Here is a 16281-nt window from a genome sequence, read left to right as displayed (position 1 = left end):
AGTATTTGCCAGACTGACACCAATACTACGAACGTCTTATAGTCACACGAGAACAATAAGGGAGTCAAGTAACAAGCTCCTGCACCTGAGGGATCCCCTTTTGTTTGGTCAGTGATTATACAAATCAGCTGTTCGCGGTATGTTATAAAACTTCTCAAAGTGTAAATAAATTACAAAATATACACAACATCTCGTGAACAGTTATTCAATTTAATCAGTAAAGTCCGACCAGCCTGTGGAGCCTTTTTGCATACGGTATTTCTGATGGAACCTTTGTAAGCAACCATATTAAATCGAAACTGATACATTAACTTCGGGGGTTGAATTATCTTGCCCCAGCATTCTACAGCTGAGTAAACAATTTGTTCAGTTTGTTATTTCACAACAAAGTCAGCGGCCACTGTTAGTCTGTTGTCTCCGCCTTTTAATGGCAGAGTGCCGTGCCAGAAACAGGAAGGGAAAACCAATAAGACACCAGTGCGAGGCCTGTACGTTAGGCTTTGAGGAACGAATGATGTTAAAAATGGCGGTACGCCAAATTGTATTGCGCCATTATCCTCTGATATGCATTCAGGAAGCGAAATATAACAAACAGAGCTCACTAAACCCATTGGGTGTATATGATTCGAATGGTTTCCTTCTTCCTTAGTATTAATCGACCAGGAACCACTACAGTAGGTTTGACCTTGCTGGTAAAAGCCTTCGTGGAGTACTTTTTGTTTAGTCATCTCCGTTAAAGTTTGGCTCACACAACGATGAAACTCAGAGCTTAAATGCGTTATCAGAGGGTCTTTTACTGCAAATAGGTTTGCCTGGGTTTGTGTTCCCCCCTGAATTGTCAGGTTGAGTGGGCTATTTTTTGAGACAGAGTGCATCCGATTCAGTCGCGTAGAGAGCGCTATGAGATAGTCCTCAGTACTGTCATAACTCTCAGGAGCCTTTATCTGGTACTCAAAAATATAATCTTCATATCTTAGTGCCTGAGGAGCAGGCACTACCGAATTTTTTGACAACAAAAAATACAGCGAAAAAGCCCACTGGTTGAATTTGTCCAATGACAGAACCCGCTCTAAAAACGCTTGAGCTAACACGTATTCTTTAGTGGATATCAAGTGCTGAGCCAGCTGGCATAACTCGTCGTGAGTGAGTAATTCAGGTTCTATAGCTTTAATGGTTTGCAATGCTTTTTGTTCGTTTCCGTTAAGCCTTTCCGCCTCAGCTCTGTAATACAGCAACGAGCGGCTCTTAAATTGTACTTTATACTGTTCCAGGGCATTTAAGACCTTGTCATAAGCATTCAACCTCAGTAAAAACTGCAGATAGTCTTTAAATGTGTAAATATTAAATCGATTTTTTGTATCCAGAAGATCATAGCTGGTCAGCATACTGTCTGCCAAACCCTGCTGATATAATAATTCGGCAAGATTAAAATGACTAAACCTGTACTGGTCATTTAACGCAATTGCTGCCTCATAATACTGACAGGCAGTACGAAGTTCGCCTAAGTCTGAATAACAATTACCAAGTTGATGGAAAATTGCATGGTGACTGCCAAATTGGTCTTTAACAGAAAGTAACCTTGCCACTGCCTTTTGGCTATCCCCTTTTAGCCTTTGCGCTACGGCCAGGGTCATTTCAATATCGGCGGAGCCAGTAGATTCTACAGAACTCAATACCTGCATGGCCTCATCTACTTTTTCCTGCGTTAAAAATATATTTGCTAATGCATTTTTAGCTTGGTCGCCAATCACCAATTCTGCACTTAAAAAGCCTGAGAGAACACTGAGTTCTGATTCATGAAGTTGGTTTAAAAGAGATTTATTCAGGAATATTACTGCCTGAGAATAAAAACGATCTTTATACGATAGGGCCTTAGAGATATTGTTAAAGGCCTTAGGAATTTCATCAATGAAAAAATAAGCTTTGGCCAGGTTTACATAAATTTCGCCGTCTTCCATTCCCAGCTTACAGGCTTGTTGCAGATCATCGATCGCCTGTTTATATTCTTGCAAGGCAAAACAGCACGTAGCTCTTAAACGCAAGAGTATGGGTTGATGGCGCCTGTCTTTATTTCGCTTGAGCAATGAAGTAGCGGCTTGCTTACCCTCGGGGTACTGCTTTTGATTAATTAATGTAAATATGGTTTGCAGAGGATTCATTAAGGTTTTCTTGCTGAAATAAGAAGTCCAATTACACTGGCATTGTTTTCATTTATAACGTCTTCGACCTGGAAATTTTCCATTTTTTTCAGTGCGAATAACTGTTCTAACTGTTGGATTTTATCGGTATCAAGCGCAATATTCACAATATCCCGGGCTCTTGATTCTAATTCATCACACTGGGCCATAGCGCTTTCGCACCACTCTAACACATCCTTTTCATTGTAACTTTTGAGCTGCAGTATCATTTTTTTGAGTGACGCGTGAATATGCGCAGCAAACGTTTGTGGGTATTCAGAGGCAAACCTGGCAAGTAAGGGTTCAACCTTCCTGAATTGCTCCACATACTTCTCGATCATGGGCACATCATTTCTATACATGGCTGCTATACAGTGCATCGCTAACGATAAAAACTCAGTGGTTCTTATCAACTCAATTCCTTCCAGTTGTTGTCGTTGTTGAAGCGGAATTGAACTATTTTGCCCATGACATAAGCAGTGTACTGAGCCTCCTGAGGAGAGCATAGCAAGCGCAACTTTGAAAGCTGCGATGCCACCATATTCAATACCGAACTGACTCACAACATGATCAGCACGCTCTACTTCAGGATTGTATATTGTAATATCCTGCTCAATCGTGGTGACATCCGGTAAACCTTTAGATAAGGCGCTTAACGCAGCAGTTGAGCCATCGACTGCAACTAAATTTGAAAAACTTTTAGCCTCTATCGAGCGGTATATAGAACCAGCTCCACTGGCCATATCGATTATTCTTGCCTGGCTACTAAACTGTGCAAAAACAGAGTGCCATAGTTTTTTTAAGGCATTGTTATTATCATCGCCTCCACAAACGAAGACCTCATGAAAATCAGATTCCGTTGCCCAGAACTCATTCCATTTTTTCTTTTTATTCATTCTGTATCAACTCTCTTATTTTTCGAGCACTTCACCAACAAGAAAGCCTCCCGAAGGAGGCTTTTTTATCTTATTACATAATGATTCTTAGTACGATACGCGGAAGTTCACGTAGTAAGTACGGCCGAATACATCATAGGTAGCCGGGTAGGTGTTTGACTGTTCGTCGTTACCACCGATGATTGGTGGCGTTTTATCAAACATGTTGTCGACACCTGCAGTTACGCGGAAGTTCTCTGTTAAGAAGTAAGTTCCGGCAACATCGAAGTAGTTGAATCCATCGATTTTTTCAACAGTGTAATCCTGTGAATCATCGTCATCACTTACTTCGCCTACATAACGCCATAATAATTGCAGAGTATAGTCGTCAGCAGAGTAAGTCATTGTAGTTCTGTGCTTGTACTCAGGCACTGGCTCACCGCAGTTTGCGCCAAAGTTTCCAGCACACTCAATCAGGTCTGGAGAACCGTCAAATGGCAGGAAGTCGCTTTCTGTGGTGTATGTACCTAAGTAACGAACAGATAAATCACCGCCCATTACTTCAGTTTCGTAAGAAGCAATTAAGTCGTAACCTTTAAGAGTGATTGACGCAACGTTTTGAGTACCCGCTTCTACGTAGTCGATAGTACCGTCAGAACGACGATTAATCGCATTACAGAAAGCACCACCTAAACCAGAACCGGCTTTAGATGAGTCATAACACGTATCAAGAATATTGTTAGCACCACCACCGAAAGAAGATACCGCATCATCAATTTCAATGTCGAAGTAATCAAGACTTAAAGATATCTCGTCTGTTGCATCGAACACGAAACCAACAGTTAAGGTTTCTGCTTCTTCTTCAACCAGGTTAGGGTTACCACCACTAAGCGCACGAACCTGACCAGATGCAGGGTTGATTGCCGCAGTATGAACTACGTCAGCAGGAACACCAGTCTGAACACACAGATCAGCCACTTCTGCCGTTTTAAATGCATCCGGAGCGTTACCCGCACAAGGATCGGTTGCACCCGGGAAGTTTTCACCCTGAGGGCTAAACAGTTCAGAAATGTTTGGCGCTCTTACCGCCGTGTTGAAACCAGCTCGTAGACGGAAACTATCAACCGGCGCCCAGCTACCAGCAATTTTATATGCACTTACTGAACCTGCAGTAGTGTAATCTTCTGCACGGTAAGCAAGTTCTAAATCTAACAGTTCAGCAAAAGGCGCGCCTACCAGGATTGGTAAATAAGCTTCAACCGCATAACTGCTAACGTTAAAACCACCTGCAACCGCAGGAGAACCGTTAAATCCGGCAATAGTACTGGCTGCTAAGTCCTGAGATGGCAAGAATTCGAAGTCATCTTCACGGTGTTCATAGGTAAATGATAACCCGATTGGACCACCAGGAAGTTCGAAGAAACCTTCTGTATCACCCGTGATGTTAGCACCGAATAAGCGCTGCTCGAAGGTTGAAGTTGCAGAAACCGCAGTACGCAAGAATGCTGCAGAACTCTCAGAAATATTACCTTCACCGAAAATGTTCAGTGGCGTACAACCCACGGTAGAACCATTGTTTGAAGTGTCAGCACATGAAGGATTACCGTTTGCGTCAAGGATGACCTGACCATTTTCGTCAGTGGCCAGTAATAAGGCCTGATCGAAACGACCACGGTTAACGTTACCTAACTGGGCATTAGCATTACGAACACGGCCAGTTTGATAATAAACATCGTAGCTCCAGCTTGAATCGCCAAAGAAGCCTCGTACTCCACCCATAACCTGGAATGAGGTAAAAGTATCTTCAGAACGACGAGGACCCACCTCTTCAAGACGGCGTCTTAACAGTGCACGACCTTCATCGTCAATACCATCACCATCAGTATCAACGCCTAAACCAATCGCACCAGAAATGATTTGTTGCGCCTCTGGTGAAATGAATGGGTTACCATCCAGTGTAAACGTGCTGGTCTGGAAAATCGGAGTCGGAGCTAACTGAGAAGGAACGTTACTGTCGGTAAACATCGCACTACCGTAAACTTCCATGTTATCAGTAACTTCATAGTGACCTAATGCAGAAAACTGGTGACGTTCCTGAGGTAACTGAATGTAGTTAACCGGCGCGTAGTTATAATAATCGTTAACCTGACCTGAGGTTACAAATGGGCGAACGCTGCCGTCTTGCCCAAAAATGATGCCTGAGCTATCAGAAAAATCTGAGAAACCACCAGCAAAAATAGCAGTTTGAGGAACACCAGAAGAACCACCAGGCTCTAAACCACCGGCACCATCATCAAATAATGCGGTGTTTGCGAAGCTACGGTCGCCTTGGAAAAGGTCTTCACGACTAGTGTAGGCCATGTTGAATACAACGTTACCTTTACCATCATCGAAGTTACCACCGATAGTCAGGTCAGCATTCCAGATACCAGCATCGCCTTCTTCTGTGGATTCATAACCTACAGAAGCATCAACGCCTTCAAAGTCGTCTTTAAGGATAAAGTTGATTACGCCGGAAATCGCATCAGAACCGTATACCGCTGAAGCACCACCGGTCAGAACTTCAACGTTCTCAATCATAGCGGTAGGAATGGCGTTGATATCAACCACACCAGATGCGGTTGTTGGCGTTACACGCTTACCATTAACAAGCACCAACGTTCTGTTTGCACCTAACCCCCGAAGGTCGGCAGTTGCAGTACCATTACCTGGGTTGTTAGAAGTTCTGTCCAGGCCTGGAACAACCTGAGGCATTGTGTTTAGAAGTGACTCGGTGTTTACCGTTGCAGTCATTTCGAATTCTTGCTCACCCACAGTAGCAATTGGCGCATTTGAAGCAAATTCGATTTTGCGAATTCTTGAACCAGTTACCTGAATTTTTTCAACCGAAGCTTCGTCGACTTCTGATGATTCCTGTGCCAAGACTGTGTTAGGTGCAATCAGTGCTGCGGACGCAGCACTAAGGGCAAAAGCCAGCTTAACTGACTTAGCCAGTTTATTATTTGTAAACATTAATTGTCTCCCTGGACCACTATTTTACTTATATGGTTATCGCTTTATAACGACTTTTTTAATAGACGCGGCACCCTGTTACAGACGCTACGCTACTTTAAGAAAAGCAGACGACTTGCCGATAATTAGCGACAAACGCAACGCGTCTCAGTGGATAATAACCAGATAGCGCAGGAAGGGTCAACTAGGTGGTGAACTTGTATTCCAAAAAGTTCCAGTAGTTTCCTAATAAATAATTCTTATCGTAAATAATTCCTTACGGCGTGTTAACAAAAATTCACAAGCTCCTATGCCTTTAATAACGTTTTATTCAAACACTTGTTTGCTTGTTGCGCAAAATCGTGCTTTTGGGTTATTACTACAGCATTATTAACTCAAAGAGAAAAGCCCCTTTAAAACAGGGGCTTATTATATTTAGAAAGTGACGTTAGCACTAATTTGTACGTAACGAGGGGTTTGGAAAGCCTGAGCAAGTCCGTAGCGCGGGCTTGCCTGACCCTGGGCACTTTCGGCAATTTCGTTAATTCGAGTAACATTATCTGCGTCGAGCAAATTAAATACATCGATTTTGAAACGCGTATCCAGTCCGGCGATCTCTGTGCTGTATGCCAGGTTCACGTCGACACGTGATACCCATGGAGTGCGCCCCTGAGAACCTCGGGTGACCTGTTCGTAATCATAGATGATTGCACCTTCATCATTTACCGCACCGCTGTCAGTAGACAGATAATAGGTATTGCCGTAATCAACTTCACCATCTGGACCCGGGTGAGCAACACCAAAGGCATTAATCGGACGACCAGATTGCAGTGAGTAGTTAATACCTACAGTGAAGTTTTCACTGATAGCGTATGAACCAAAGACTTTCAGCATATGGCGACGGTCATTAGGCAGGTTACCGTAAGCACCATCCATTAGTTCAGGGAAGTCGAAGTCAGTCGTCAGACCGGCATCGTCCTGGCCATTATCTGATTTAACCAGACCTTCTGAGTTACCATAGCTGTGTGACCAGGTATAAGTTGCATCTAGGCTCCATACCCCATCCCAGGCTTTGGCGATGTTCAGGTCAACGGCATAGTAGGTCCGTTCTGCTTCCGGGTACACCAGCTCTTCTGCCGTAAAGGTAGCCCAATCATCAACGCTGCCGTCACAGTCGGTATCGGTATATACTTCCATGCTTTCACCCGGGTTACCCAGAACGTACTGGTTCGGGTGATAGTCATCACCACAACCAAAACGCTCGGCAATAGCATGGTCGATGATCATATCGTCAATAGCACCGTTTAACTTACGCTGCGTACCCTTGACTCCCCAGCTCCAGTCTTCGTTGATCATACCCTGGTAACCAATGATGATTTCGTCCTGATACATGGCGTCGAGGTTATTCGAAACGATTGAACGGGTATCAGGTACTTCACCGGTCGAAGTTACGCGGGTAGTACCGATTTGCTCGCCCAGTCCTGGCGCATAGTAGGTGCCGCCGTTATAAGTAAACTCTTCCCATCCGGTAAACACATAGTAGTTACGCTGGTCGGCTTCGTTACCAGCCAGGCGCACGTTAGTGTTGTTTGCTACAGGCAGGAAGTAACGACCAACACTGGCAAACACTTTATGCTCGCCGACACCGCCGATATCCCAGGCAAAACCTAAACGAGGTGCCCACATGTTATCGATTTTCGCAAAGGTTTCACCCGATGCGTTTTTGTTATCGAATTGTTCGTTACGTAAACCTAAGGTCAGCGTAATTTCGTCGGTTACCGTCCAGGTATCTTCGATGTAGAAAGCAGACGCTTCTGTTTCAAAGTTACCACCCACTGTTCGGGTACGACCCATGGCGTAGTCAGTATCAGCGTCCAGCACTACATCGTTGACGGTCTCTCCATCAAAGCCGCCGTAAATTAACCAATACGTGCCGCGCGGTCCGGCATAAAACTCATTGCCATAAGAGGTATTTGTCTCGTTATCCATACCGAAACGCAGTAAATGGTCATCGCTAACCGCCCAGTCAAAATCGATCCGCATGGCTTCACGGGTATCTTCACCTTCTTCCAGATAATAGTTGCTGGTTGTCGCACAACCATTGCTTACCACACCGGTACCCGGAATATCTGTGGCAAACCCATAGTAATAACGATAATCAAGCGCTAACTCACAATCTGCTGAAGAATCTGTTTCTGTAGTCAGATCATATTTGTTTTCACCATACATGGCAGAGACAGTTAAATCATCTGTCAGATATCCGATATACTTGAGTGACCAGTTTGTACCACCGCTGTAAGAGGTTGAAGAACCAATACGAATTTTTTCGCCTTCTTCAGTGACGTTAGAGATTTCTGTTACGTCTTCTGAGTCATCAGAAAACGTGAGTAATTCCAGACGGTGGTTATCGGTAATGTTCCAGTCAAGCTTAACACCCCAAAACGCGTTGTCATCGTTGCTTTCATTCAGGTTACCGTCTGATAATGTACGGTCGCTTCGTGATTCAACATCACGCGGGTTATACAGCGCGTAGAAAAACAGAGTATCTTCAATCAGTGCGCCAGATGCCCAAATGTTGTAGTTAATGGTGCTACTTTTATCGTTGTCACGATACGTGTAGTAAGAGCCGTCTTCCTCAAACACTGAAGGCGCCTGTTCGCGCAAATCAGAAGGCACTACGTAAGCACTGGCACCAGCATGGAATTCATTAGTACCAGATTTTACTACAGCGTTGATCACACCACCGGTTGAACGACCGAATTCAGCAGAGTAGCCACCGGTTTTAACCTGGAACTGGTCATAAAATTCGTACGGGGGATTACTGAAGCCCAGACCGTTTCGGAAGTTGGTAACGTTAAGGCCATTAATATATACCTGGTTTTCTGCTACCGATGAACCACCGAAAGACACACCACCGAAACGGTTATCACCCTGAGTGGTACCCGGCGCTAAAAGAGCTACAGAGGTTACGCTCCGTGGCACTGGTAAGCGGTCAAGCTCAACGGCGCTGATGTTAAGCGCTGATTCAGTAGAAGTGAAATCGATACTGGCAATAGCAGAACCGGTTACTGAGATGGTTTCTACGTTGTCCGGATAAAGAGTCAGATTTACGTTGGTGTTCTGACCGATTCTGACCGTAACTTCACCGAGCGATACGGTATCGTAACCGTCTTTTTCGGCCACAACCTCGTAAACGCCTACGGGTAACAGACCTACCCGAAGGTTACCGTCACTGTCGGTAGTTACCGAGCGTCGAAAACCGGTGTTTGAATTACGAATAACAATGGATACGTTGGAAAGTGGTGCTTCGCTGCCATCGCTGACACTTACAACGATACCACCATCGTTGTTCCCTGCATAAGCGCTTGCGCCCATGCCAAGTGATGCAGCAACTGCTACTGCAGCAATGCTTTTTTTCATATTAAACATTTCTATCTCCCTGGACCAACCTGCTAACCAAAGCGGTTGGAAGAACTGCCGTTTTTATAACGACTTATGACATTAGAATGGGAATTTTCCCGAAGTCATACTAAGCAGCAAACCTATCTGCAGACAATTTTGCGCAGGTTCAGGAGGGGATAGTCGAGGTTAAAAATTAATCAAAAAGTATAATTTGTACTATATTTATTCCGCCGCATTACACTTTTATTACATTGAAGACGCTTTTATTTTACACGGACAACAGAAAGGCCAAACAGGGAAACGGGTTCCGGCAGTTTACCCTCGCTAATCAGTCATTAATCGCATCGAGCGAAATAACCCAATTGTATGATGAAACTTTTGCCTGAAAGGCTAAATCTCCACCATATACCCGTCGCGAATTTTTTCAGTTTGTTGCAAGGCTATTGGCAGCAAAATGTACGGTAGATTGTCGTTATTCGGAAATTAAGAGAACACTCGGTCGTGATACAGCGCCCAATTGACTTTTTTGTCTTAAAGATGCTCGACAACTGAGCCAGAATAGCTATAACTGAATACTGATAGGTTGTTGAAAATAGGAAATTACCGTGAAATTAGATGACGATATTCATAATTATTACGAACATCTGGTACTGGAACGCATCACTCAACTAGGACTGGATCAAACCAAGTCTGGTGATTATCTGGCAGATCTGTGCTGTCTGGCGCTAAATCAGGTGCCACCGCGTTACATTCGTTATGAAGTTGATATGGCATTTTACCTGCCACAAAGCGAACGTCAGCAAATGGAAATGAACGTTGAGTATGCTATCGAAAAAGCAATTAAATTTCTCGACCAGCCAAAAACACGTAAAGAATAGAGAGGAATTTGGGTGGCAGGCTTCCAGCCACATCCCGGCACATGAGTCGTCTGCTGCGGCTGCTCCCTTCCGGGCCTGACCGGGTTCACAGAGTATCATTGCGGGAGGACCAAAAGCCCACCATAGAAACTTGTGCGCCGTGACCTGGTTACAAGTCACGAGCGCGGCGCATTATGACGACTTGTTAGCTAAAGTTCAACCCCGCTTTGCAAATCGTTCTTCTGCTATACGATTAGCCACCAGATTGGTGGGTGCATTTTCAGCTTCAGCGCGCTCATAAACCTCAATCAGCGTATCGCCAATTTTCGCCAGATGTTCACGCATGGCCTGGTCTGAACTATCCGCCTGCTTCTGGTGATAGATATCGATAATGCCACCAGCGTTGATAACATAATCCGGCGCGTAGCAAATGCCTTTTTTATGTAAGACCGTTCCCAGCTCTTCCCGGGCTAACTGATTATTTGCCGCACCGGCAATGATTTTGGCGCGGATATCCGGCACCGACTCATCATTAATCGACGACCCCATGGCACAAGGCGCCAGCACGTCTACCGGCAGGGTTAAGATTTCTTCTGGTGCAACCACTGTAGCACCCAGTTCTTGTTCGGCACGCTCCAATCCTTCGGGAAAAATATCCGCTACATAAAGCTCAGCGCCTTCAGCATGCAGCTGTTTAGCCAGCCGGTACCCCACATGCCCCATGCCCTGAATGGCTACTTTCACGCCTTGCAGATCACTACCAAGCACATGTTTCACCGTTTGCCTGAGCCCGACAAAAACGCCATAAGCAGTTGATGGTGCAGGATTGCCGGTAGGGGTTTCACCCAGTGCATTGTACTGCGCAGACGTCCCCGCCACATGGCTTGTTTGAGTAGCCACAGCTTTCAAATCGTCAACAGTGATGCCTGAGTCTTCAGCCGTAATATACCGGCCGTTCAGGCTCTCCACAAAACGCCCCATCGACTGCATAAAGGCTTCACTTTTGTCTTTACGCGGGTCGCCGATGATCACCGCTTTGCCACCGCCTTGCTGCAGGTTGGCCATTGCTGCTTTGTAGGTCATGCCTTTTGATAAGCGCAGTACATCAGTAAGTGCTTCGCTGCTGTTAAGATAAGGCCACATTCGACAGCCACCCAGCGATGGCCCGAGATTGGTGTTGTGAATCGCAATAATCGCTTTCAGTCCGGTAACTGGATCGGAGTAAAACGCAACATGCTCATGGGCATCAAATTCTGAATGTTCAAACACAGACATTATCTTCACAGTTCCTTAAGAGTAAAAGTGTATAGTAGCGCAGCCTTGTGAGGACAAGCGTTGCGTCTTTCAGGCATTAAATTTACACCTCGCAAGCGCTTTTTTTTACTACACCGCTTTCTAGGATGGTTATCCTAGTATTATAATGTAACGCACAATAACTATCATAATCACCGGAAGCATTTCCGGCACAGGCACCCTTCAATGAAACTGGATAAATTTGACCGCGAAATTCTGCGCGTGCTGCAACAAAATGCGACTATCTCCATGGCGGATTTAAGCCAACAGGTAGGCCTTTCTCACACGCCCTGCTGGCGTCGGGTTAAACGCCTTGAAGCAGAGGGGATCATTCTTCGCAAAGTCACATTATTAAACGGTAAAAAGCTCAATTTGGGCGTATCGGTATTTATTTATGTGTCATTGAAAAATCATGATGGCGATTCACTCACCGACTTTGAAAATGCAGTGCAATCGATTGAAGAAATTGTCGAGTGCCACACCACCAGCGGCGAAAAAGATTATCTGCTGAAAGTGATTGTGGAAAGTATTGAAGAATACGAATATTTATTAAAAACCAAACTTACTCACCTGCCCTGTGTTGATCACCTCAGTTCAACTTTTGCCTTAAAGCAGGTGAAAAATACCACCTCGTTACCGATAAAAAACCAGTGAAGCAAACGCTTCACTGATTGCAGGTTTAGGGGGCATCCGGCTGGTTTTCCGGCTGCGCCTTCTGAAACGCCTCCAGCGATAAACACTGATCGTAAATTTTGCTTATCAATGGAAACTGACTGATATCCACATTAAAGCGTTTGCCGTTAAATACCTGCGGGATCAAACAAACATCAGCCAGTGTGACATCAAAATCAAAACAGTAGCGTCCCGCCTGAGTTTGTAACCGTCTTTCGATGGCTGTGAGGCCACGGGTTATCCACTGTCTGGCCCAGTCTGCAGACTGTTCGCTGGATAAACCGCAGTCATCCTGCAATTTATTCAGCACCCGCAGATTCGCCAGCGGCTGAATATCACAGGCAATATCCTGAGCCAGCGAGCGTACCCGCGCCCTTTCCACTGCGTGGGAGGGCAATAGCGGACAAGGTTCGCGATAGCGTTCATCAAGGTACTCTATGATACTCAGTGACTGATTGAGAATGATGTCTTCGTCATCATCTACAAAGGTAGGCACCAGGTGTGCCGGGTTAAGCCGGTCGTAAGCTTCCTGATGTTGCTGCCCTCCTTCCATTACCAGGTGCACCGGCACATATTCGTAGTCGAGACCCTTCAGATTTAAAGCAATGCGGACCCGGTATGTCGCCGAGGAACGCCAGTAGCCGTAGAGTTTTAAGCTCATATGCGCAACCTTATTGTCATTGTTGTATGTTTAAGCATAACTCATTTTTTAATTTTTACGCGCTGCTCAATGGCACCAAAAATACTGCTGCCGTCATTATCTGCCATTTCGATACGAACGGTGTCGCCATTACTCATAAAAGCGGTAGAAGGTTGTCCATCCCGGATCGTTTCAATCATTCTGACTTCGGCAATACAGGAATACCCAACTCCGCCATGCACGATGGCCGACCCGTGATCGGTACCTTGTTTATTCGATACCGTACCTGAGCCAATAATGGTACCGGCACCAAGGTTGCGGGTGCGCGCCGCATGCGCCACCAGCAGATTAAAATTAAAGGTCATATCGACCCCGGCATTGGGCTTACCAAACAGTTCATTGTTATAGTGAGTTAACAATGCTAAATGCACCTTACTGTCAAACCAGCTGTCGCCTAGCTCATCGGGCGTAACCGCTACCGGTGCAAAGCTGCTGGCCGGCTTGGACTGATAAAATCCAAAGCCTTTAGCCAGTTCACCAGGGATCAGGCCCCTCAGCGACACATCATTTACCAGCATCAGCAACTTAATGAAGTTACCCGCGTGGTCATCTGCGGTGCCCATTGGCACATCTGCCGTGACAACCGCTATTTCAGCCTCAAAATCGATGCCCATACTTTCATCAGGCACTTCGATATCATCATAAGGGCCGATAAAGTCGTCGCTGCCCCCCTGATACATCAGCGGATCGTGCCAGAAGCTTTCAGGCACCTCTGCACCGCGGGCGCGCCTGACCAGCTCAACGTGGTTCACATAGGCGCTGCCATCGGCCCAGTGATAGGCTCTGGGTAGTGGTGAATGGCATTTTTGCGCATCAAATTTTTCAGCTAGCAGTTCACCTGAACATAGCGCCTGATATCTTTCATTCAGCGGTTCAAACAGTTCATCCCAGTTATCCAGTAACTGCTGCATAGTCTTTACCACCGGTGCGGCGCTACAGGTGAGTTTTAAATCCCGGCTGACCAGCATTAACTGCCCGTCCCGGGAATCGTTTTTATAAGTTGCTAATTTCATACTGCTCTCCTCCTAGCCCCGCCAGCTGTATACATAGTCGGGGTTTTCCACCGATTCAGCCGCTGCCGTTGCCTGCAACGCATCGCGGGTGTCCAGCATTACAGCGACTTCGTCGGTAAAGGTTTTGGCATGTGCCTGGCCGGCGGCAAATGCCTTGGGGTGCGGACCATGAGTAAAGCCGGCAGGATGGAAAGTGACCATCCCTGCTTCAATATTATCGCGACTGAAAAAGTCACCGGCATGGTAAAAAAGCACCTCATCAAAGTCGTCATTGCTGTGATAAAACGGCACCTTCAGCGCGCCGGGATCGCTTTCAATCGGGCGCGGTACAAACGTACAGATAACAAACCGTTTGGCCACAAAGGTGGTGTGCGCAGAGGGTGGCAAATGATAGCGATGACTCATTAACGGCCGGATATCGCGCCAGTTAATCTTCATCACGGTTAAATCACCGTGCCACCCCTGTGCATCCAGCGGGTTAAACGGATAGGTAATGCGAGATAAACGCTGGTGTCGCTTAACGTCTACCCGCCAGGTATTTTCATCCTGCTGGGCCAGAAAGGTGTCATTGATGCGTGGATACTCAAGCATTGCCGGATCGAACACCGCGTGCTGGCCTACCATGCCTTTTTCCGGCAACTGGTAGCTGTCGTCGGTGGCTTCTATCATAAGCAGTTGCATCGGAGTTTCTGGCGTTAGCCGCCACATTGTTGCGCGTGGAATAACAATGTAATCACCTTCGCTTACGGACATATGGCCATAGTCACAAAACAGCTCACCCTGACCACGATGGACAAACAGCAAATCATCACCGTCGGCGTTGCGCGCCAGTTCGGTCATAGGTTCATTGCAATGCCAGAAGCGATACTGACAGTGGGCATTGTGCAGGATCACCGGCGCCGAAAATGGCGACCGGGCCATGGCAAGCTCATTAAGCTGGTTCAGATCCATGGCTCTGGGGCGCAGCTCACCTTCCCACTCCACCCAGCCCGTAGGCGGATGTTTGTGGTGAATATGTGAGGCCGGACCGAAAAAGCCCTCGCGGCCCACTTCCCGTTCGTAGATCGCCTGCTCAGGTAAGTCCGCATGGGCCTGCCGGGAATGCAGGCCTTCCTTAAGCGGAAAACGCGCCGGGTTACGCATTGCCGTCCTCAACATTCAGCACGCCACGGCGAATTTGATCCTGTTCGATACTTTCAAACAGGGCTTTAAAGTTACCCTCGCCGAAGCCTTCATTGCCTTTGCGCTGGATGATTTCAAAGAACACCGGACCGATTACCGTGTCGGTGAAAATTTGCAGTAAAATACCGTCCTTTTCTGGTGCCCCGTCAATCAGGATCCGCAAATCCTTTAATTGCTCAATGGACTCACCGTGCCCTTTTACTCTGTCGTTAACCGCTTCATAGTAAGTATCCGGCGTATCCATAAACGCCAGGCCTCGATTCTTCAAATCGGTAACTGTTTGGTAGATATCATCGGTAGCCAGCGCTATGTGCTGAATGCCCTCGCCGTTATACGCTTTAATGAACTCTTCGATTTGTGAATGATCGTCCACCGACTCATTAATCGGAATACGGATTTTACCGCAGGGAGACGTCATGGCTTTACTCACCAGACCAGTCAGCTTGCCTTCGATATCGAAGTAGCGGATTTCGCGGAAGTTACCAATGTTCTCGTAAAACTCCGCCCACACAGCCATGTTGCCGCGTTTTACGTTGTGGGTAAGGTGGTCCACCAGCTTAAGGCCAGCGCCAGCGCTGTCCATACGTTCCTGCCAGTCCGGATAAAAACGAAAATCCACATCATAAATGCTGTGCTTACCGTATAAATCAACAAAGTACAGCGTGCTCTCACCGATCCCATAGATGGCCGGGATATTGAGTTCCATAGGCCCTAAGTTGCCGTGGAATTCTTTGCCGCCATGCTGTTTGGCATGTTCAATAGCCGCGCGGGCATCCTTAACCCTGAAAGCCATGCCACAAACGCTTGGGCCGCGTAGACGAGCGAACTCCTCTGCCTGGGAGGCGGGTTCGGCATTGACGATAAAGTTAATATCGCCCTGACGATACAACCACACGCGTTTCGATTTGTGTTCAGCTACCTCGGCAAAGCCTAACGAGCTGAATAAGTGTTTTAGCGCCTCAATACCTTCTTCATCTGCCGCTGTATATTCAACAAACTCAAAGCCATCGGTACCCAGAGGATTATAATTATTGCTATTCGCCATGTTCACTTTCTCCATTTAACAATTATGCAACATATATAATCAGAGAAATGGGCTGGCGGATAGCTTACGCGGAG

General features: G+C 46.3%; 11 protein-coding genes and 1 other RNA gene. 2 read left to right on the top strand and 10 right to left on the bottom strand.

Translation table 11 applies throughout. The features are described from left to right. Window positions 1-374 precede the first annotated feature (374 nt). From C6Y40_RS10110 to C6Y40_RS10095, 4 genes are all read right to left on the bottom strand, one after another. On the bottom strand, window positions 375-2159 hold the full coding sequence (locus C6Y40_RS10110; RefSeq protein ID WP_105934496.1) for a 2OG-Fe(II) oxygenase family protein: 1785 nt from the start codon (window positions 2157-2159) through the stop codon (window positions 375-377). After that, window positions 2159-3073, bottom strand: coding sequence for a class I SAM-dependent methyltransferase (locus tag C6Y40_RS10105; protein ID WP_105934495.1), 915 nt, complete (start codon window positions 3071-3073; stop codon window positions 2159-2161). The genes C6Y40_RS10110 and C6Y40_RS10105 overlap by 1 nt, the downstream gene beginning before the upstream one ends. An 87-nt stretch (window positions 3074-3160) precedes the next feature. After that, window positions 3161-6064: a TonB-dependent receptor domain-containing protein gene (locus tag C6Y40_RS10100; protein ID WP_105934494.1), complete on the bottom strand. Its 2904-nt coding sequence runs from the start codon at window positions 6062-6064 to the stop codon at window positions 3161-3163. A gap of 414 nt (window positions 6065-6478) precedes the next feature. Continuing rightward, entirely contained in the window at window positions 6479-9472 is a 2994-nt protein-coding gene (locus tag C6Y40_RS10095) for a TonB-dependent receptor (RefSeq protein WP_105934493.1), read from the bottom strand. 578 nt (window positions 9473-10050) lie between these two features. Here C6Y40_RS10095 and C6Y40_RS10090 point away from each other — a divergent pair. Next, window positions 10051-10323, top strand: coding sequence for a late competence development ComFB family protein (locus tag C6Y40_RS10090; protein ID WP_105934492.1), 273 nt, complete (start codon window positions 10051-10053; stop codon window positions 10321-10323). A gap of 18 nt (window positions 10324-10341) precedes the next feature. Here C6Y40_RS10090 and ffs read toward each other — a convergent pair. Then, an RNA gene (ffs, locus tag C6Y40_RS10085) (signal recognition particle sRNA small type) lies at window positions 10342-10438 on the bottom strand. Window positions 10439-10518: 80 nt separating this feature from the next. After that, complete coding sequence (locus tag C6Y40_RS10080; RefSeq protein ID WP_105934491.1) at window positions 10519-11577, bottom strand: Glu/Leu/Phe/Val dehydrogenase dimerization domain-containing protein; 1059 nt, start codon at window positions 11575-11577, stop codon at window positions 10519-10521. A 204-nt stretch (window positions 11578-11781) separates the two neighbouring features. Here C6Y40_RS10080 and C6Y40_RS10075 point away from each other — a divergent pair, with 204 nt between their 5' ends. After that, the gene (locus C6Y40_RS10075; RefSeq protein ID WP_105934490.1) at window positions 11782-12249 is read left to right on the top strand and encodes an Lrp/AsnC family transcriptional regulator; all 468 of its coding nucleotides are present in this window, start codon (window positions 11782-11784) and stop codon (window positions 12247-12249) included. Window positions 12250-12274: 25 nt separating this feature from the next. Here the strand turns inward: C6Y40_RS10075 and maiA are convergent, their stop codons facing one another. The 4 genes from maiA to hppD are packed head-to-tail and all read right to left on the bottom strand — an operon-like array spanning window position 12275 to window position 16207. Then, a complete protein-coding gene (maiA, locus tag C6Y40_RS10070; RefSeq protein WP_105934489.1) occupies window positions 12275-12928 on the bottom strand; it encodes a maleylacetoacetate isomerase in 654 nt (217 codons plus the stop codon). Between the two features lie 41 nt (window positions 12929-12969). After that, window positions 12970-13980 carry a fumarylacetoacetate hydrolase family protein gene (locus tag C6Y40_RS10065; protein WP_105934488.1) on the bottom strand — a complete coding sequence of 337 codons (1011 nt, stop codon included), beginning with the start codon at window positions 13978-13980 and terminating at the stop codon, window positions 12970-12972. A gap of 12 nt (window positions 13981-13992) precedes the next feature. Beyond that, window positions 13993-15123 carry a homogentisate 1,2-dioxygenase gene (locus C6Y40_RS10060; RefSeq protein ID WP_105934487.1) on the bottom strand — a complete coding sequence of 377 codons (1131 nt, stop codon included), beginning with the start codon at window positions 15121-15123 and terminating at the stop codon, window positions 13993-13995. Further along, entirely contained in the window at window positions 15116-16207 is a 1092-nt protein-coding gene (gene hppD, locus C6Y40_RS10055) for a 4-hydroxyphenylpyruvate dioxygenase (RefSeq protein WP_105934486.1), read from the bottom strand. Before hppD ends, C6Y40_RS10060 begins: the two co-directional genes overlap by 8 nt. Between the last annotated feature and the right edge of the window lie 74 nt (window positions 16208-16281).

The organism is Marisediminitalea alba (assembly GCF_002993365.1).
GTDB classification, from domain to species: domain Bacteria; phylum Pseudomonadota; class Gammaproteobacteria; order Enterobacterales; family Alteromonadaceae; genus Alteromonas; species Alteromonas alba.
The sequence above is the reverse complement of the archived record's forward strand: the minus strand, read 5'-3'. Positions and strand labels throughout refer to the sequence as shown.